Source organism: Arthrobacter sp. LjRoot14 (genome assembly GCF_964253905.1).
In the GTDB taxonomy this organism is placed as follows: Bacteria; Actinomycetota; Actinomycetes; order Actinomycetales; family Micrococcaceae; genus Arthrobacter.
Genome location: NZ_CAXURL020000001.1, coordinates 4372593 through 4390897 on the forward strand (window position 1 = coordinate 4372593; position 18305 = coordinate 4390897).

General features: G+C 67.7%; 15 protein-coding genes. 5 read left to right on the forward strand and 10 right to left on the reverse strand.

The window, feature by feature from the left end:
- Positions 1-78 precede the first annotated feature (78 nt).
- Positions 79-1377 (reverse strand): amidohydrolase family protein, encoded by a 1299-nt coding sequence (locus tag ACSQ12_RS19825; protein ID WP_436066618.1) that lies wholly within the window; start codon positions 1375-1377, stop codon positions 79-81.
- A 144-nt stretch (positions 1378-1521) separates the two neighbouring features.
- Here ACSQ12_RS19825 and ACSQ12_RS19830 point away from each other — a divergent pair, with 144 nt between their 5' ends.
- Together ACSQ12_RS19830 and ACSQ12_RS19835 are read left to right on the forward strand one after the other, a co-directional pair.
- Positions 1522-2328 carry a DUF1206 domain-containing protein gene (locus ACSQ12_RS19830; RefSeq protein WP_436067031.1) on the forward strand — a complete coding sequence of 269 codons (807 nt, stop codon included), beginning with the start codon at positions 1522-1524 and terminating at the stop codon, positions 2326-2328.
- A gap of 34 nt (positions 2329-2362) precedes the next feature.
- Complete coding sequence (locus tag ACSQ12_RS19835) at positions 2363-2842, forward strand: SRPBCC family protein (protein WP_436066619.1); 480 nt, start codon at positions 2363-2365, stop codon at positions 2840-2842.
- 52 nt (positions 2843-2894) lie between these two features.
- Here ACSQ12_RS19835 and ACSQ12_RS19840 read toward each other — a convergent pair whose 3' ends face one another.
- Genes ACSQ12_RS19840 through ACSQ12_RS19850 form a run of 3 tightly spaced genes read right to left on the reverse strand, consistent with a single transcriptional unit; the run spans position 2895 to position 5330 of the window.
- A complete protein-coding gene (locus ACSQ12_RS19840) occupies positions 2895-4094 on the reverse strand; it encodes a pyridoxal phosphate-dependent aminotransferase (protein ID WP_436066620.1) in 1200 nt (399 codons plus the stop codon).
- Positions 4095-4125: 31 nt separating this feature from the next.
- Positions 4126-4833, reverse strand: coding sequence for an anti-sigma factor family protein (locus ACSQ12_RS19845; protein ID WP_436066621.1), 708 nt, complete (start codon positions 4831-4833; stop codon positions 4126-4128).
- The gene (locus ACSQ12_RS19850) at positions 4830-5330 is read right to left on the reverse strand and encodes a sigma-70 family RNA polymerase sigma factor (protein ID WP_209742128.1); all 501 of its coding nucleotides are present in this window, start codon (positions 5328-5330) and stop codon (positions 4830-4832) included. The genes ACSQ12_RS19845 and ACSQ12_RS19850 overlap by 4 nt, the downstream gene beginning before the upstream one ends.
- Positions 5331-5587: 257 nt before the next feature.
- On the opposite strand from ACSQ12_RS19850, the gene ACSQ12_RS19855 reads away from it, so the two are divergent.
- Positions 5588-6115: a COG4315 family predicted lipoprotein gene (locus ACSQ12_RS19855; RefSeq protein ID WP_436066622.1), complete on the forward strand. Its 528-nt coding sequence runs from the start codon at positions 5588-5590 to the stop codon at positions 6113-6115.
- A 56-nt stretch (positions 6116-6171) separates the two neighbouring features.
- Here ACSQ12_RS19855 and ACSQ12_RS19860 read toward each other — a convergent pair whose 3' ends face one another.
- From ACSQ12_RS19860 to ACSQ12_RS19875, 4 genes are all read right to left on the reverse strand, one after another.
- A complete protein-coding gene (locus ACSQ12_RS19860) occupies positions 6172-6993 on the reverse strand; it encodes a hypothetical protein (RefSeq protein WP_436066623.1) in 822 nt (273 codons plus the stop codon).
- Complete coding sequence (locus tag ACSQ12_RS19865) at positions 6986-7543, reverse strand: RNA polymerase sigma factor (RefSeq protein WP_209742125.1); 558 nt, start codon at positions 7541-7543, stop codon at positions 6986-6988. Before ACSQ12_RS19865 ends, ACSQ12_RS19860 begins: the two co-directional genes overlap by 8 nt.
- A 131-nt stretch (positions 7544-7674) precedes the next feature.
- Positions 7675-8331 (reverse strand): protein tyrosine phosphatase, encoded by a 657-nt coding sequence (locus ACSQ12_RS19870; protein ID WP_436066624.1) that lies wholly within the window; start codon positions 8329-8331, stop codon positions 7675-7677.
- A 115-nt stretch (positions 8332-8446) separates the two neighbouring features.
- The gene (locus ACSQ12_RS19875) at positions 8447-10102 is read right to left on the reverse strand and encodes an ATP-binding protein (RefSeq protein ID WP_436066625.1); all 1656 of its coding nucleotides are present in this window, start codon (positions 10100-10102) and stop codon (positions 8447-8449) included.
- Positions 10103-10364: 262 nt separating this feature from the next.
- Between ACSQ12_RS19875 and ACSQ12_RS19880 the strand changes: the two genes are divergently transcribed.
- Entirely contained in the window at positions 10365-11597 is a 1233-nt protein-coding gene (locus ACSQ12_RS19880) for a pyridoxal phosphate-dependent aminotransferase (protein WP_436066626.1), read from the forward strand.
- Positions 11598-11648: 51 nt separating this feature from the next.
- Here the strand turns inward: ACSQ12_RS19880 and ACSQ12_RS19885 are convergent, their stop codons facing one another.
- Together ACSQ12_RS19885 and ACSQ12_RS19890 are read right to left on the reverse strand one after the other, a co-directional pair.
- A complete protein-coding gene (locus tag ACSQ12_RS19885; RefSeq protein ID WP_436066627.1) occupies positions 11649-13607 on the reverse strand; it encodes a glycoside hydrolase family 32 protein in 1959 nt (652 codons plus the stop codon).
- 145 nt (positions 13608-13752) lie between these two features.
- Positions 13753-14625 (reverse strand): DMP19 family protein, encoded by an 873-nt coding sequence (locus ACSQ12_RS19890; protein WP_436066628.1) that lies wholly within the window; start codon positions 14623-14625, stop codon positions 13753-13755.
- A 177-nt stretch (positions 14626-14802) separates the two neighbouring features.
- On the opposite strand from ACSQ12_RS19890, the gene ACSQ12_RS19895 reads away from it, so the two are divergent.
- Complete coding sequence (locus ACSQ12_RS19895) at positions 14803-18252, forward strand: SNF2-related protein (protein ID WP_436066629.1); 3450 nt, start codon at positions 14803-14805, stop codon at positions 18250-18252.
- The last annotated feature ends 53 nt before the right edge of the window (positions 18253-18305 follow it).

The following is an 18305-nucleotide window of genomic DNA, read 5'->3' on the forward strand; positions in this document are numbered from 1 at the left end:
CTCCCCAGAGAATGATGCAGTTGCGAGGTGGTGGCTGGTCCATATCGTGCCATGTTGCGCCAGGGGGTGCCATGGGCATCACTCCCCATGGGGCCCCGCCAGCAGCCTGAGTCCGTCCGCCACCACCCTGCCGCGGTGGATCACGGTGCGGTCCGGAAGCCGGTCCATGACCGCCGCGGCGGGCGTCTCGCCGTCGAGCACCACCACCGAGGCCGGGTCCCCCGCGGCCAGGCCCGGCCGGTCCGCCACGGCGGTGAGCCGGGGCAGTGCGCCCATGATGGACGCGCCGCCCACGGTGGCCACGGCAAGGCAATGTTCGATCAGTTCGTCCGCCCGGAAGCCCTGGGTGAACGCGAGCTGCCAGGTCCGGTCCAGCATGTCCGCATTGCCGTAAGGGCTCCAGTAGTCCCGTTGGCCGTCCTCCCCCAGGCCCACCCGGACCCCCGCCTCAACCAGCTGCTGCAGCGGCAGGGCAGGGCCGGTGCCCGGCGCCACGGTGGCGGTGGAAATGTCCGCGTCCGCGAACATTTCCACCAGGTGGCGGGTTTTCGCTTCGCCCATGCTCCACAGCCCGTAACCGTGGCTGATGGTCACCTGCCCTTCCATGCCCAGGGCCCGGGTACGCTCCACGATCAGCTCGGCACTGAACGCCCCCAGCTCCCCGGGCTCGTGGAGGTGGATGTCCACCGGAACCTGGTACTTTTCCGCCAGCCCGAACACGATATCCAGGTGCCGGACGGGATCCCGGTCCAGCGTGCAGGGGTCGATTCCGCCCACCACGTCCGCTCCCTCGCGCAGGGCCTGTTCCAGGATCGCGGCCGAACCGTCCTCCAGCAGCAGCCCGGCCTGCGGAAAAGCAATGATCTGGACATCGGCCGAGTCCTTGAAACGCTCCCGGGCCGCTGCCACGGCGTCGAAGCGCTCCAGCCCGCAGTCGGAATCCACCTGCGCGAACGTCCGCACGCGGGTGGTTCCCCGAGCCACCATCATTCCCAGTGCAGTGGCCGCCCGCTCGATGATGGGCGTCTCCGCCCGGCGCCAGTTGTTGCGGTCGTTCAGCATCATGGTCCACACGCCCGGTCCGCCGGTGTGTTCGCGGAACGGCAGGCCAAGCCGGTTGGAGTCCAGGTGCACGTGGACGTCGGAAAACGCGGGGAGCAGCAGCCGCCCGCGGCCCTCCACCACGGTGGCGCCCGGACCGGCCGCCGCGGCGGTTCCCCGTCCTGCCGACGGCGCCGCGCCGTGCACCGCTTCCCGCTCCGGGAGGTGGGGGACGACGGCGGCGATCACCCCGCCGTCGAGCGTTACGTCGGAGCGTTCGCCGCCCCAGGGACGGACGTCGCGGATCAGGGTCTTCGCTGGACTGCCGGTGGCCATCGTCCCAGCCTACTGTCGCGCCCGGCACCGGACCGCGAGCTGTTCCGGAACCGGTTCCCGTGGCACGATTGGCCTTTAACCACCGCCTGCGGGACAGACCCGCGGCCACGAGAACTGCACGAGGGTCCGGACATCAAAAAAGAACTGAGAGAAGCCGCCGGGACGGCTGAGGAAGTCACCAATTCGCGGCCGCTGGAGCTCATGGCCCGCGCAGGGTTCGCAGTGAGCGGCATCCTGCATTTCCTCGTGGGCGCCATCGCCATCCGCCTGGCCATGGGCGGCCAGGGCAAGGCTGACGTCAGCGGTGCCGTGCAGGAACTCTCCGGCCAGCCAGCCGGTCCCATCCTGCTGTGGAGCAGCTTCGCCGCCTGCGTGGCGCTGGCAATCTGGCAGACCAGCGATGCGATCTTCGACTTCAGCCACCTGCCGAAGCGCGAAAAGATCGGCAAGAAGCTCAAGGCGGCAGGCCAGGCCGTGGTCTTTGCCGCCTTCGCCGTCACGCTGGCCTCATTCGCCATCGGCGCCGGAAAGGACAACAGCCAGTCCACGAGCGATTTCACCATCGCGCTGATGAGGGCCCCCGGCGGCATAGCGCTGCTGATCGTCATCGGCGCAGCGGTGGCCGTCACGGGAATCGTGTACGGGATCCGCGGCGTCCGGAAGTCGTTCGAAAAGAACCTCAGGATGCCTGCCCCCGGCACCATGCGAACCGCGGTGACCGCCCTGGGCGTGGTGGGTTACGTCGCGAAGGGCTTCGCACTGCTGCTGGTGGGCCTGCTGATCGTCATTGCCACCATCCGGTCACACCCGGAGGAATCCACCGGGCTCGACGGCGGGTTGAAGGCGCTGCGTGACCAGCCGTTCGGGCTGTACCTGCTGGCCGCCGCCGGGATCGGCCTGATCTGCTACGGCGTGTACTCGATAATGCGGGCAAAGCTGGCGAAGATGTGAGCTGCCCGGGCACCCGCCCGACTAGGGTGGACGCATGCCCCAGGTACGCGCCGAACGATTCATCCGACTCGACCCTGAGACCGCCTTTGCGTTCTCCCAGACCACAGGCGACTTCCGGCTGAAGTGGGATCCGTTCATTTCGGCTCAGGGCTGGCTGGACGGCGCCCGGGCCGCCGGCAAGGGCGTCCGCACCCGGACTGTCTCGAAGATGGGGCTGGTGATGGTGAGCGAATACGTCTCCTACGCACCGCCCCGCAACGTAGGCATGACCATGGTGTCCGGGCCGTGGTTTTTCGGCAACTTCGGCGGCGGCTGGCGTTTCACCCCGGCCGACGGCGGCACCCGGGCCGTCTGGAAGTACACCTTTACCTGCCGGCCGGCGTGGCTGCGTCCCGTGGCGGAGCGGATCGGCAGCCGGCTGCTGGGCCGTGAGATCGAAAAGCGCATCGAAGCATTCGCCCGGGCGTGCGAGGACCCGCAGCTCGTGGCGGAGTTCCGCGCCCTGCAGTCCTAGCACCCCGCGAAGTCGCCCGAGTTCGTGGCTCCGGGCCGCGAACTGCGTGACGTCACGCCGTCGCCGGGCCGAACCCGCGAACCGGTTCCGGGCCCTCGAGGGCGGCCCTGACACGCGCACCGATACCGCGCAGCCGCTCCACCGGTTCGGTGGCGTAGACCAGCCGTACGTACCGGGGAGCCACGTCCTGGCCCCACGCCGTCATGGGGGTGGCGGCGATCCGGCCCGCCACCAGGAGCCGCCTGGACAACTCCGGCGCCCGCATCCCCAGCGCCTCGGCGTCCAACAACAGCGACCAGCCGCCTTCAGGCACCACCACGGGCAGCCCGGCCAACTCGTCGGTCACCAAGTCCCGGCGCGACTGCCACTCCCGCACGGCACCGGTGATCCCGTCGTCGCTGTTGGTCAGTGCGGCGAGGACCCCGGCCTGGTTGAAACCGCTGGCCACGGCAGTGTTGTAGATCGCGGCGAGGGCCACGTCCCCCATCACCTCCGGGGGGCCGGCAACCCAGCCGACGCGCCAGCCGATCATGCGGTAGTTCTTGGAGACGCCGCCCATGGTGATGGTGTGCGGGGCCAGCTCCGGGAACGACGCAGGATGACGGTACGGCAGGCCGTCGAACAGGATCCGGTCCATGGCGGCGTCATACAGCAGCCAGCAATCCGCGTGCAGGCAGGCATCACGCACGGCACCCCATTCGGCGTCGTTGAGCACGTGGCCGGTGGGCATGGCGGGGCTCATTAACAGGATGGCCCGGGTGCGCGCGGAAACCGCCGCGGCAAGCCTCGCCGGATCCAGGCGCCAGCGCCCCCCTGAGACCATCAGCGGAACGAACACCGGGATGGCCCCTGCAAGCCGGACCCTGTTGATCATGCCCGCATAGGTGGGATCCGTGAGGATCACTTCGTCGCCGTGGTCCACGGTTGCCAGGAGTACGCTCAGCATTCCGGCGAGCGCGCCGCCGGTGATCACCACCTCGGAACGGGGATCGTAAGAGAGCCCGGTCTGCTGCCTGAGCCGGTGCGCCACGGCCTGGCGGAGGGCCAGCGTGCCGGTGAAGGGCAGCCAGCTGTTGGCGGCTTTGTTTCCCACAGCGTCGCGGGTGGCGATGATGGCCGACGGCGGCGGCGCGATGTCCGTGTCCAGGTTCTCCATCCGGAGCACGTCGGGATCACCACCGACGGCGGCTGCCACCTTGTCGATGCCAAAGGGCTGAATCCGGGCAAAACGCCCGGTCCTGCCGCGGACCATGTGCCCAGCGTCCCACCGGGTGCAGAGCGCGTCAATGGGCTCCGGACGAGCCGTCCACCATGGAAATGACAGCCACTGTCTTCTGGCCCTCGTTGCGCAGTTCCACGCTGCTGATCCGGCTGATTTGGGTGGGTGTTGCCCCGGTGATCCTGGACCGGCCCCCGGGCGTCGCGGACCAGCTGCAGGCACGGTCTTCGGTGCCGTCCTGGCCCTTGACCCACAGGGACAGGGTGCCCTGGGTGGGCAGGCTGGTCCCGGAAAACGAGACCTCCGTCCCCCACGCCTTCTTCACCAGGGCAAGCTGGACCTGGAGGCCGCCCGGGGCCTCCACTGAATAGCTGGCATCCGGCCGGGGAGGCTGGTTGAGCAGCGGAGCGGCCAACACCCCCGCCGCCAGGCACGCGGCGGCCACCGCCCCGACGAAAGCCGCCCACCGCCGTCGTGATTTCCGCCGCCGTGCTGCCAGCTCGTCCAGCAGCGCGGCGGGCTCCCCTGCGGAAGCTACTGCCCCCAACGCAGTGGCTTCCGGGGCTGCCGCCGCGGGCGCCGGCCCGGCCAGGGCGACGGCGTCGGCAACGGGGAGGGCGTCCAGAAGGGCCGGGAGGCTGGCGAGTTCGTCCAGCTCCCGCCGGCACTCCGCGCACCCGGCCAGATGCTGGTCGAACCGCGACACGTCAGCCTGCTCCAGACCGCCCAGCAAGTAGGCTCCCAGCAGTTGGTGCACGTCCGCACTGCTCACCGCTGCACCCCCATTTCGTCCAGGATGGTCCGCAGCGCCCGCACCGCATAGAACGCACGGGACTTCACCGTACCGGCGGGAATGCTCAGCTCCACGGCCGTTTCCGCGACAGTGCAGCGGCGGTAGTGCAGTGCCACCAGGACGTCCCGGTGTTCGGCGCTCAGCCGCAGCAGGGCTTCCTCCATCAGTACGCGGTTGAGCAGTTCGTCAACGCGTTCAGTGGCTTCCGCGGGGTCTGCCACGTCCCGTTCGGCCGCTTCGAGGGGACGGCGCTGGGCCTTGCGGTAGTTATCGATCATGATGTTCCGGGCGGTGCGGAAGAGGTAGCTCCGCAGGCTGCCGGTAATCTCCGGGGCCTGCTGCCAGACCCGGAGCACGGTTTCCTGGACCACGTCCTCAGCCAGTTGCGGATCCCTGCAGGCGCTCAGCACAAAGCGCCGCAGCGCCGGGCCGTGCTCCCGGTAGATCGCTGCCACCACGTCTTCATCGAGCGGCATCCCCGCCCCTCCCGCTGTGCTGACGGTGCCCTGCATTGTGTGTGCTGCCTCGTGCTGCCGCGGCCGGCCGGACGCCCGCCGTTCCCCAGTTATGACGCCGTCCGGCCCGAAATGGTTCACCGCCGCCCGGGGCATGTGGGCACCTTTCAGAACGATTCTGCTTGTGAACCATTCTGTTCCCTGGCACGTCGTACCGGATAGCGCCGGCCCGCACTGATATCGCACCTATTGGCCGGCACGAATCCAAGGAGCCGGACATGAAGAAGCATTGGGGAACAGGCCTGTACGTTGTGGCGCTGGCCGCGGCCCTCACCGCCTGCGGCGGCGGAACCGGGACCTCGGCGCCAACCACTGCGCAGGGTACGACGGCGGCCTCCGCCCCCGCAGAAACCTCGTCAGCCCCCGTCCCCGCCGGAGCGGCTGAACTGAAGACTGCGTCATCGGCGGCGGGCCGGATCGTGGTGGATGCGAAAGGGATGAGCGTCTATTTCTTCACCAAGGACGTGAAGGATTCAGGCGCCAGTGCGTGCACCGGAGCCTGCATCGCCGCGTGGCCGCCGGTCCTCACGGAATCGGACGCGCCGGCCGTTGACGGCGTTACGGGGACGGTGGCAACCATCGCTACGCCGGAGGGAAAGAAGCAGGTGACGATCAACGGCCTGCCGGTCTACTACTACGTCAAGGACAAAGCCGCAGGTGACATCACCGGCCAGGGCGTGAACGGAGTCTGGTACCTGGTGGGCCCTTCAGGCGACATGCTGAAGCCCGCTGCCGGCGGCTACTAGCCAACGGGTTAACGCAGAGTCTGGGTTTCAGCACAGAGCCCCGGCCGGCGACGCGGCTAGCGGACCGGGGAGGGAGCCGGCAACTCCGGGACGGGCAGCTCCACCGGCGATGTGGGAACAAGGTCGGACGGGCCGGGGCTCACGGGGGCGGTTGGAAGCGGCTTGCCCGAGGGCAGCTGTCCAAGCCCCGGAACGTTGGCCGGGTCGCGGGGATCGGGTTTCCCCGGCAGGGTGTGTCCGGGCGTGGGGACGGTGCCCGGCGAGGGGGCGGCGGGTTCCCCGGCGCTGCCCTGCCCGGGCTGCACGCCGGAGACTGATCCGCCGTCCCTCGGCGAAGGCACCGGCGAGGCGGGCGCGGGTGCGCCAGGCGCCGTTCCACCGGTACCCGGCACCGGCTGGCCGGGCGTGCTTCCCCCGCCTCCCGGCGTCATGGTCCCCACGAAGAAGGTGACGGCATGTCCGACGTTACCCAGGGTGTGGCGGAAGTTTTCATCGGAGGCTGCCGCAGCGGCGCCCCCGGCGGCCAGGGCAGCGGCGACGGAAAGCGCCGTAAGCGGCAGCCGGCGTTTGCGCCGTCGTCGGGCGGCCAGCTCGTCCAGGGCCGGACCGGCGGGTGCGGGCTCGGCGGAAGAGGTGGCAGGCAGTGCCATGGCGAGCGTGCGGGCGTCGGAAGGTTCGGCAGGAACAGCGGGAAGTGCTGTCAGCGTTGCGGCCGGCGCCATCAGCGCTTCCACCGCGGCGGACGGCCGCGGGCTGTCGGCGGCCAGTGCACGCAGTTCCAGCAGGACGGGGCGCAGTTCGCCTGCGTCTTCCATGCCGGCGTCGGCCAGCAGTTCGTCGATGATCCGCTGGTTCCGGGATGAGGAGTTGTCACTCATGATGTGCCTGGCTTCCTATTGAGGCGCGTTCCCTAAGGGCGATGAGCGCCCGTCGATGCAACTGTTTGACGGCCCCGGGGGTCCTGTCCATGATCTCGGCGGCCTGTTCCACGGACAGGTCCGCCACCACCCTCAGGGCGAGGACTTCCTGGTGGTCCGGGCTGAGTCCTTCAAGAAGGGCTCCGGCGCCACCGGCGTCCACTTTCGCGAGCGCCAGTTCCTCGGCTGAAGCCGAGCTGCGGCCGTCGAGTTCGGACTCGTAGGGGCTGAGGGACGGAGTGCGCTCGTTGCGGCGGTAATAATCCACCATCCGCGCATGCGCAATGGAGAAAATGAGCGACTTGGCGCCCTGCAGTCCGCCGCTCAGTCCGTCAAGCTTCGGATAGAAGGCCAGGAACACGTCCTGGGTGACCGCCTCGGGATCATCCACTCCGCGAGCCCTGAGGTAACCAAGCACTGCGCCGGAGAACTTTCGGTAGACAAGGGTGAACAACACGGCGGGGTCGGTCCCGTCCGTGTGCACGTATTCATCTGCCAAAGTGTCCAGCACCCTAAGGCTCCTCCATCCCGCTCAATGCGCTCACATCTGTCCGAGGTTCGGAAGGCTGCGAACCCGGGCCGGTTGCACCGCGGGACTTCCGCCACAGCGAGAAGTCCCGCGGTCCACCATAGGCGGCTGCGTTACGGACGGCCAGCTGAGGTGGGCAGCTCAGGGAGCTGGGTGGGGACCTCGGCGGGGATTTCCGGGGTGGCCGGAACTGCTGCCTCGGTGGGCAGCTCAGGGGCTTCCGGCACCTCCGGAGCCTGAACGTCTGCTGCGGCCTCGCCGGAGCCCGCACCTTCAACCTTGCTGCCCTCGGACTCGGCAGCTGCCTTGCCTGCGGCGGTTACGTCCGCGCAGTAGCTTTCGACGTTGGCTTCGCCCTCAGCGGCGATGGCCAGCGACTTGAAACCGGTGGAGGATGCGTCCAGGCCGCCCTTGGTGAAGGCGGTGCACAGGCCGTAGGCGGCGGGGCCGGTGGCGTCCGGGCCGACGGCGGTTGCCGAGGCTTCAGCGCTGGCGTCCTCATCGGAGCCGGTTGCTGCAGCATCAGCCGAAGCGGAAGCGGACGGCGTGGCGGAAGCGGAAGCTTCGGCGGTGGCGCCGGCCGTGGCGGTCCCTGAGACGCCGCCGACGTGCGGGGCGGGGGCGCCGAGCAGTTCGTGGGCGCTCTGCTGAACGTCAGTAGGAAGGGCTCCGGCAAAGGCTGCTGCGCCGGTGCCACCGACCGCCAGCGTACCGGCCGCCAATGCGCTCGCGGCAACCTTACTAGTGGCAAAAACAGTGAACAAGGACATGAAACCCTCCGAAAACATATACAACAGTGTCAGTAACGGCCAGGTTGGATCCGGCCACTCAAGCTGTGCGGACGCGGTCCGCACTCCCCTTACATCGCTGCATGTTCCGGAAAAGTTACGCGGTGCCGAAAATTCTTTTGCGGGAGCCGGCCGGGCCGGAGGCCGCGGGAAGGACGAAGGACACCGTTGTGCCCTTTCCCGGCGCGCTGGTGAGGCTGATTGATCCTCCGTGTCCTTCGATGATGGTCTTGCTGACGGGAAGGCCAAGGCCTGCTCCCGGAATGGCCGTATCGCGGGACCGGGCGGATCGAAAGAATTTGGCAAAGGCCTGTTCCTGATCTTCCTTCGTCATACCTATGCCGTTGTCGGTGATCGAGCAGACCAGTTCCTCGCCGTTCCTGCGCGCCCGGACGGTGATCCTTCCGCCGTCCGGTGAGAACTTCACCGCGTTCGATATCAGGTTGCCCACCACCTGGCGGATCCTGACCGGGTCAACCCGGGCAGTCAGCGGTCCTTCCGTGTCGAGCACCAGGGCCGCTCCGCAGAGTGCAGACTTCTCGTGGTTGGCGGCCACGGCGGCGGCGAGGATACCTGCGACGTCCGTCTCCTGCAGGACGAGCTCCACGTTTTCAGAAGCGACGGCAATCAGGTCATTCACGAGGCCCAGAAGGTGGCCGGCATTCCGCTCCACGATCCGCAGCTCAGCCTCTATGTCCTCGTGGCCCGGTTCGTCAATGACCAGTTCCAGGTAACCAAGTATTGACGTCAGCGGCGTGCGCAGCTCGTGGGACACCGTGGCAACGAAGTTGTCCTTGGCAGCGAGGGCGTTGATCAGCGTGGTGACGTCGGCGAAGGTGACCACAGCCCCCGTGTTGTCCCCGTCCAGGGACCGGATGGCGCGGCCGCTCACGGAATAGGCCCGCTGCCCGGTATCCCCGCCCGCCCAGTACAGCTCATTGGTGAACGCCTCACCGCGGGATGCCCGCACTGCCGGGAACCCGTCCGGCGGCACGGGGGTGGTCCTGTCACCATAAAAGAGCTGCGGGGATCCCGTCGCGGCGATCAGCCGGGCCAACGAGGGGTCGGTCCGCATCGCCCTGTTGGTCAGCACATCCTGACCGTTTGCGTCCACCACCCAGACACCCACATCAACGGCTGAAAGCACGGCATCAAGCAGCCGCTGGCGTCGGACGCTCTCAGCGAGGGTCGCTGCCAGGTCACGGTCCTTCCGGACCAACGTCGCGCGTTGCCGGTCAAGGGCGCCGGCCACCACGTGGGCCGTCACCGCGATGGCAGCCATCAGGAGCGGCAGGAAGATTGTCCGGATCATGGAACCCTGAGCCGGGTCCGCCCCCAGGACGGCGGCAGGGACGACGGTGCTGAGTACGCTGGCGAGGACTGCCAGGACAACCCGGTGCCGGTGCCGGCTCACGGACAGCCAGACCACCGGGAACACCAGCAGCAGGCTCAGGACGTTGAAGCTGGGGCCGCCGGCTTGCCGCGTGAATCCGATGGCAACGCAGTCCAGGACCGGCATCAGCGTGAACGCTTCGGGGTGCAGCCTCCCCCAGGGAACGGCCAGGCAGAGGCCGAGCAACGTGGCATGTGCCAGCAAGGCAATCCTGAACGCGTCGTCCGCCAGCGTTGCCGGGCTGAAGAGCGCGGCAGCAACCACAACCAGGAACAAGGTAACGGAAAGAGGCAGTTGGCCCATCACCACACGGCCCCGGACTCCGAGCCGGCCGAAAAACCGGTCGATCCGGTCTGCCAACAGCGCATCCCGGGCCGGTGATGCGCCCTCCTCTGGCGGCCTGTCACTGCCCGGCCCTGCCGCCGGTTGCGGCGAGTCAATCGGGCCGCTTGCATGGATACGCTTCAACAGTCTGTCCCCCGGCACAGATAAGGAATCCCCCGGGCTGCTTCAAGGGCGCTGACCACAGTGTAGACCGCCCGGGCCGGGGACCGGGGCTGCAACGCAGCCCTGCGCGATACGCGGCCCGTGCCCAGCGCCCGGCGCTGTGAAATGATCAAGCATGCGTCCCATGCAACACTCCAGCAAACTCCAGAACGTCCGCTACGAACTCCGCGGGCCCATCCTCCAGGCGGCGAAGGAGATGGAAGCCGAAGGGCACCGGATCCTGAAGATGAACCTGGGCGACACCGCGCCGTTCGGACTGGAGACCCCCGAGTCCGTAGTGGTGGACATGATCCACCACCTGCGCGGGGCGCAGGGCTACAGCGATTCCAAGGGAATCTTCTCCGCGCGCACGGCCATCTCGCAGTACTACCAGACCCGCGGCCTGATGCAGATCGGCGTCGAGGACATCTTCATCGGCAACGGCGTCAGCGAGCTCATTTCCATGTGCCTCCAGGCCTTCATGGAAGACGGCGATGAAATCCTCATTCCGGCCCCCGACTACCCGCTGTGGACGGCGGCCGTCACGCTGACCGGCGGAAAGCCCGTGCACTACCTGTGCGACGAGGACGAACACTGGTGGCCGGACATGGCCGACGTCGAAGCAAAGATCACCAAGCGCACCAAGGCAATCGTGATCATCAACCCGAACAACCCCACAGGAGCCGTGTACCCGCGTCACGTCCTGGAACAGTTTGCCGCGTTGGCGCGCAAACACCACCTGGTGCTGTTCTCGGACGAGATCTACGAGAAGATCCTGTACGAGGATGCGCAGCACATCCATACGGCCTCGGTGGCCGAGGACATCTGCGTCCTGACGTTCAGTGGCCTCTCCAAGGCCTACCGGATGCCGGGGTACCGCGCAGGCTGGGTGGCCGTCACGGGCCCGCTTGCCGCAACGCTGGCCTACCGGGAAGGCCTGGAGCTGCTGGCTTCCCTGCGCCTGTGCCCCAATGTCCCCGCCCAGCACGCGATCCAGACGTGCCTTGGCGGCTATCAGAGCATCGAGGCCCTGGTCCGGCCGGGCGGCCGCCTCCGCGAGCAGCGGGACCGCGCCCATAAGCTGCTCACCGCCATTCCGGGCGTCACGTGCGTCCCCGCGGCGGCGGCCATGTACCTGTTTCCGCGCCTTGACCCGGAGCTCTACCCGTTCAAGAGCGACGAACAGTTCGTCCTGGACCTCCTGCGTGAACAGAAGATCCTGGTCTCGCACGGCACGGCGTTCAACTGGCCCCGGCCGGACCACTTCCGCTTTGTCATCCTTCCGTCCGTGGAAGACATTGAGGAAGCAGTGCGCCGGATCGCCGCGTTCCTCGCCTCGTACCGGACCGGCGCGGCGGACGACGCGTAACGTGCCCGGAACGCGGCAACCCGGAAAGCGGCGGGCAGAATCAGGCCCGGGTCAGGATGTGGCCGCCATCGGTGTGTAGCTGAAGGACCTGAGCGTCAGCGTCCCGTCCTTCGTCAGCGCCCTCAGGCCGTTCGGCGCCCCGGCAGGGAAGACGAGTGACGTGAGGGTTCTCTCGCCGTCGTTGACGAACACTTCCACGGAGCTATGGTCCACGTAGATTTCGAGCCGGACCCGGCCCTCGCGCGGTGCGGACTCCGCGCGCCGGAGCACGCCGTAATCGGGCGCGAGGCCTGCCGTTTCCTTGGCGGCCCCGTCCCGCGTGACGAAGGCGGTTCCCGATTCGAAGTCATAGCCCACCGTGGCAAAGACCCCGTTTTCGGCCAGCAGCTCCACCTTGGCCTCGGAGCCGTCGTCGCCTGCCGCGCGTTCGAGCGTGAGGTCTAGCCGGTATGCTCCGCGGTCAGGAGCGGGAAGCCCGGCGGCACCGTCCGGAGTCAGTTTCCGGTCTTCCACGGTGGCGGTGTCTCCTTCCAGCGACTTCAGCGCACTCGTGGGGGTGGAGACGAGCGTGGGCTTGCCGGAGACCGTCTTCAGCCGGATATCCCTGACCAAAGTGTCGGCGCCGCCGTGCCAGTCGTCGGTGGGTAGTTTGCGTGCATAGGCCCAGTTATTCAGCCACGCGATGGCGTGGCGCGACCCCATGCGCTGGCTTTCCGTCAGCCGTGGATCGTCCCAGGTCACGGCGGCGTAGAAGTCGGAGCCGTCATCCAGCCACTGATGCTTCTGGTCCGATGGCTCGAACCGGGTCCCGTCCCACGTCCCGGTCCAGTAGACGACGCCGGTGGACTTCCCTTCCTCTGCCCCGTTGGCGCTGGCAGCAAGGACCCAGGTCCGTTTGGCGGGATCGCCGTCGACGTCGAGCTGGAAGAATTCGGGGCATTCAAGAATTCCCAGGCCCTTGCGTTCAAAGGCCGACAGGTAGCGCCATTCCTTCAGGTTGGCGGAGGCGTACAGGCCGATCTTTTCGCCCTCCGCCAGGGCCATCACCCACTGGTTGTTCGCGTCGTCACGGATGATCTTCGGGTCGCGCCAGTGCTGCTCCCCCGGGTTGTCCATCACCGGGTTCCCGTCGTAGGGCTTGAATGTGTAGCCCTTGTCAGTGGAGTAGAACAGCGACTGCCGCTGGATGCCGTCGTCCTGCTGGGTCATGACGGCGATGACAGCGCCTTTGCCGAACCCTGCGGAGTTCTCGTAATCCACCACGGCGCTCCCCGTTTCGATGTCCCCCAGGCCGTTCTTGTACTTTTCAATGGCCACCCCCTCGTCTTTCCAGTGCACCAGGTCGGTGCTGGTGAGGTGGTACCACTCAGTGCCGTTCTCCTCCGGGTAGCCGGCGTTGTAGAGGTAGTAGTAGTGCCAGAGGCCGTCCAGCCAGAACGGCCGCTGCGGATCGTTCATCCAGTTTTCGCGGGGGGTGATGTGGTAGCCGGGGCGGTAGGCGGAGGCTTCGTCCGGCCGCGCGAACGCGGACTCCGCCGGCGCGGGAACCTCGGGCCCGGCGCCCAGGTCGGTCAGCATGGCCTCCACTGCAGCGGCTGTGACGCAGTCCGGGCGGGGGATGTCCGCGGAACCTGCCCGTACCGCCTGGTCCTGACTGCTGGAACGTACCAGGACGTCCTGCCCCGCCCGGGCGGCGGCCACCCATCCGTCGGCGCATTCAATGGCGCGGAGGTCGGAAACGCCGTCGGTCCGGAGCGGGTGCGCCAGGCTTTCCAGGCTGCGGTCGCCCCCGGCCAGCCAGAACGAGCCATAGCGGCCGGCGTCTTTTTTGGCCTCCGCCTGGGCCGCAGCGACGTCTGCCAGCGCGTCCGCGGCGGGGCTGCCCGGGCCCGGCTGCTGCCCCGCACCCACCACGATGGCCACCGCCGCCAGGACGAGCGCCAAGGCAGCGGCCACCGCGGCCCATAGGGCCCGGGGCGTGAGTTTGCTGGGGAGAAACCTGAGCGACATGTCCACCGATCATCGTGATGCACAAACGCCGCCGCCGGTATAAGCCGGCGCCGGCGTTTGTGCATGTTGGTCTGATTTCGCTCAATTTTACAGGGGCCGCGCTTCCGCGTTACCGCTGCGGTCCCGGCAGGGCGGTGCCGGGACGCTAGGCGTCGGCCTCTTCGAACTCCACGGCGGCCACAATCTCCTTGGTCGAGGGGCTGATCATGTAGGCCTCCTCGTCATCCTCCACCATGATGAAGTCGCCCTGGTCCGTGGTGAAGTGCCAGGCGAGGACGGTTTCGCCGTTGTGCTCGTAGTTGGGATCGCCCATGGTGATTTTCTGCAGCTCCTGGCCCGCGACGTCGCACAGTTCGCGAATGATCAGTTCGAACTCCGGCGCGTTTTCCAGGGCTTCTTCCGCCGCTTCTGCCTGGCGTTCCGCAAGGTTGGGGATCCGGGCCACGCGTTCGGCGATGTGCAGTTCCAGCTGCTCCCCGTCGAGCAGCAGCAGGCCTTCCTGGCCGCGGAGCCAGGCGGCGTTGAGCGCGAGGATGTCCTCGGTCTCCAGCAGCGACTCGAATTCGTCGTCGAGCTCTTCGAGTTCCCGGACCGCCTCCGGAGCGGCGGTCCCGCCGTCGTCATCGGCGCTGCTGAAGGCCTCCGTGTCCCCATCCAAGTACGCGTCAGCGTCGTCCTCGGAGAGCGCGTCGAAGGCCGCGGCGGTGCGGTTGAACAGGGCCAGGTGGGCGGTGGCGCCCATACCTTCCAGTCCTTCGCGGACGTAGGCGTCGATCTCGTCGCGCTCGGGCACCGTGAAGACGTACTGGGCAAAGCCGCCGGCCAGCGCCTGGGTGAGGTAGAAGTCGACGTAGTAGCTGCGGAGCGCGTTCGGCGCGATTTCCGGAGCGTCGAGGAGCTCCGCATACATGGCGTTGACCACGGTCACGTTGGAGTCCACAACGTCTTCGTTGGCCGCCTCGGCGCTTTCGGGTGCCAGGACGACGGGGTGCTTGCTGGCGGGCTGACCGGTGCTCATGGAAGATCCTCACTGCTGAAAGCGGGTGGTGCTCAGGACCCTTTCACGCTACGTGGCGCACCGGTCCGGAGGTTGAGGATGAGCTGAACGTTGGGCGAAGTTTCAGGGCCTCTTCCGGCTCGGTAAGATGGATCAGATAACCTGCAGATTTTTGACCTGCTGAAAGTAGCGCGCACCATGCCATCCCAACCGGACGAGAGTGCGGCACTGGCAATACAGACCCCCGCGATCAACGACCGCTCCCTCGCGGCCGGACTCGCCTACGCCATGGGCAGCCGGGTCTCGGGGATCTCCTTTGATGCCGCCACCGGCCTGATGCTCGGCAAGGTCCGCGGCGGTTCGGACGCGCCCTACTCGACCACCGCGAAGCTGGTCCGCAAGGCGGGCGGCTGGAGCTGCACCGTCGGGGTGTGCAGCTGCCCGGTGCGGAAGGACTGCAAGCATGTGGCCGCGCTGCTGTTTGCGGCCGAGGACAGCCCCGCCATCCGCGTCCAGCTCCTGGCCCCGGCCGAGTCCACCCGGCTGTCCCGTGAACCCCTGGCGCAGGACATGCCTGACTGGGAGCAGGCCCTTGGCCCGCTGATTGCCCGGCCCGGGATCACCCCGTCCACCAACGGCATCCCGCTGGCGCTCCAGTTCGACATCGAAGAGCCGGCCCCGCACTTTTCCTACACCGGCCGCCGTGATCCGCTCCGCAGCGTGCGCCAGCTGAAAGCGCGCCCGGTGATCATGGGGGCCAAGGGCAAGTGGATCCGCGGCGACGTCTCCTGGAACACCCTGAGCTACCTCAACTACCGGCGTGAATGCAACGAGGCCCACGTGGAGTGGATGCAGGAATTCCTTGCCTCCCACACCGCCCTCGCCAACCGGCAGCACAACTCCACCGCGCCCTGGCTGGGGCTGAACACCTATGCCGGGAAGAACCTGTGGAGCCTGCTGGCCCAGGCCCGGAAGATCGGCGTCGCGCTGGTCCATGCCGGCAGCCAGGAGCCGGTGCGGTTCGTGGAGGAGCCGGCCGCGGTGGGGCTTAACCTGACCCGCTTCGACACGTCCGGCGGGGAAACCGGCGGTTTTGCCGCCGTCGAGCCGTCCGCCGTCGCCAATGGGAAGACGTCCGACGACGGCGGGCTGACACTGGCGCCCACCATCACCGTAGAGGGGGAGGTGGTTGATCCGGCGTCCGTGGGCACGATCGGCCGTCCGGCGCACGGGATCTTCCTGACGTCCGGAGCTGACGCCCTTCCCGGCACGGGCAACGGATCGATCATTACCCTGGCTCCGCTGGAAAGCGGGCTGAGCGAAGAACTCCTGACATTCGTCACGGCCGGCAGCACGCTGCACATCCCGGCGCGGGACGAGACCCGGTTCCTCACCGGCTTCTACCCCAAGCTGAAGCAGGCCGCCCGCGTCACCGCCTCGGACCAGTCCGTGGAACTGCCCACGCTGGCTGTTCCCACCTTGTCGCTCCTGGCCAACTACGGCGCCGACCACAAAGTCCGCCTGCACTGGGAATGGCACTACGCGTCAGGGAACCTGGTCACGGCACAGCCCCTCTGGCGGCATCCGGGCGACCACGGCTACCGTGACGACCCCACTGAGGCCCGCATCCTCGAGGCGGTGGGCCAGCCCTGGGAGGTTGTTCCCAAGCTGGGGGAATCCGCCACCGGAGGCTGGGGCACCCCGCGGCTTGCTGCTTCTGCCGAGCTGAGCGGGCTGGACACGCTTGCCTTTACCGAGGAAGTGCTACCACGGCTCCGCAACACCCCGGACGTAGTGGTGGACACTTCAGGTGAGATCGCCGACTACCGGGAGGCCGAAGAAGCCCCCGTGGTGGCCATCTCCACCAAGGCCACGGACCAGCGCGACTGGTTCGATCTCGGCATCCAGATCTCCCTCGAAGGCCAGCCCGTTTCCTTCGCGGCAGTGTTCTCCGCCCTCGCCGCCGGCCAGACCAAGATGCTCCTGCCCAGCGGCGCCTACTTCTCGCTGGATCTTCCGGAACTCCACCAGCTGCGGGCCCTGATAGAGGAGGCCCGGTCCCTTCAGGACAACAAGGACGCGCCGCTGCAGATCAGCCGGTTCCAGGCCGGGCTCTGGGACGAACTCGCACACCTTGGCGTTGTGGACGAGCAGGCCGCCGCCTGGCGCGAGGCCGTAGGCGGACTGCTGGAAGGCGGCATCAAGGGGCTTCCCCTGCCGCCAACCCTGAATGCCGAGCTTCGCCCGTACCAGCTGGAGGGTTTCAACTGGCTGAGTTTCCTCTACCGGCACGGGCTGGGCGGGGTGCTTGCCGATGACATGGGCCTGGGCAAGACCGTCCAAGCCCTCGCGCTGGTCTGCGCAGCGAAGGAAGCCGCCGCGGCTGAGGGGAAAGCGGCCGACGGCGCCGCACCGTTTCTGGTGGTGGCCCCCACCAGCGTGGTGGGCAACTGGGAGGCCGAAACCGCGCGGTTCGCTCCCGGGCTTACCGTCCGCGCCATCGGCGAGACTTTCGCGAAGAACGGCGTGGACCCGGCTGAGGCCATGGCCGGCGCGGACATCGTGATTACGTCCTACGCCCTGTTCCGGATCGACTACGAAGCGTATGCGTCGCGGGAGTGGGCCGCCCTGGTGCTGGACGAGGCGCAGTTCGTGAAGAACCACCAGTCCAAGGCCTACCAGTGCGCGCGCAAGTTGCCGGCTGCATTCAAGCTGGCCATCACCGGCACGCCGCTGGAAAACAACCTGATGGAATTCTGGGCGCTCACCTCGATCGTGGCGCCCGGCCTGTTCGCGAGCCCCAGCCGGTTCGCCGAGTACTACCAGAAGCCGGTGGAAAAGAACGGCGACAAGGGGCAGCTGGACAAGCTCCGCCGTCGTGTCCGTCCGCTCATGATGCGCCGCACCAAGGTACAGGTCATCCACGACCTGCCGCCCAAGCAGGAGCAGATCCTGGAGGTGGTGCTGAACCCGCGGCACCAGAAGGTGTACCAGACCCACCTGCAGCGGGAGCGCCAGAAGATCCTTGGCCTTATTGAGGACGTCAACAAGAACCGCTTCACCATTTTCCAGTCGCTCACCCTGCTCCGTCAGCTCAGCCTGGACGCATCGCTGGTGGACCCGTCCCTGTCCGGCGTCCGGTCCAGCAAGCTGGACGTGCTCTTCGAGCAGCTCGAAGACCTGGTGGCCGAAGGGCACCGCGCCCTGATTTTCAGCCAGTTCACCGGCTTCCTGGGCAAGGTCCGTGAACGGCTCGTCGAGGAGAAGATCGAATTCTGCTACCTCGACGGCGGCACCCGCAACCGCTCCGACGTGGTGAACGAGTTCAAGAACGGCTCCGCCCCCGTGTTCCTGATCAGCCTGAAGGCCGGCGGCTTCGGCCTGAACCTGACCGAGGCGGACTACGTCTTCCTGCTGGACCCCTGGTGGAACCCGGCATCCGAGGCGCAGGCCGTGGACCGCACCCACCGGATCGGCCAGGCCCGCAACGTGATGGTCTACCGGCTGGTTGCCAAGGACACCATCGAGGAAAAGGTCATGGCGCTGAAGGCCAAGAAGTCGCAGCTGTTCGCGGACGTCATGGAAGGCGACGCGCTCTCCGGCGGTTCCCTGACGGCCGAAGACCTGGCCGGCCTGTTCAACGACTGACGGTTGACCGGCTCCCCGGTTCGGGAACTGTCCCGGGGGCCGCCTTTCCGGTG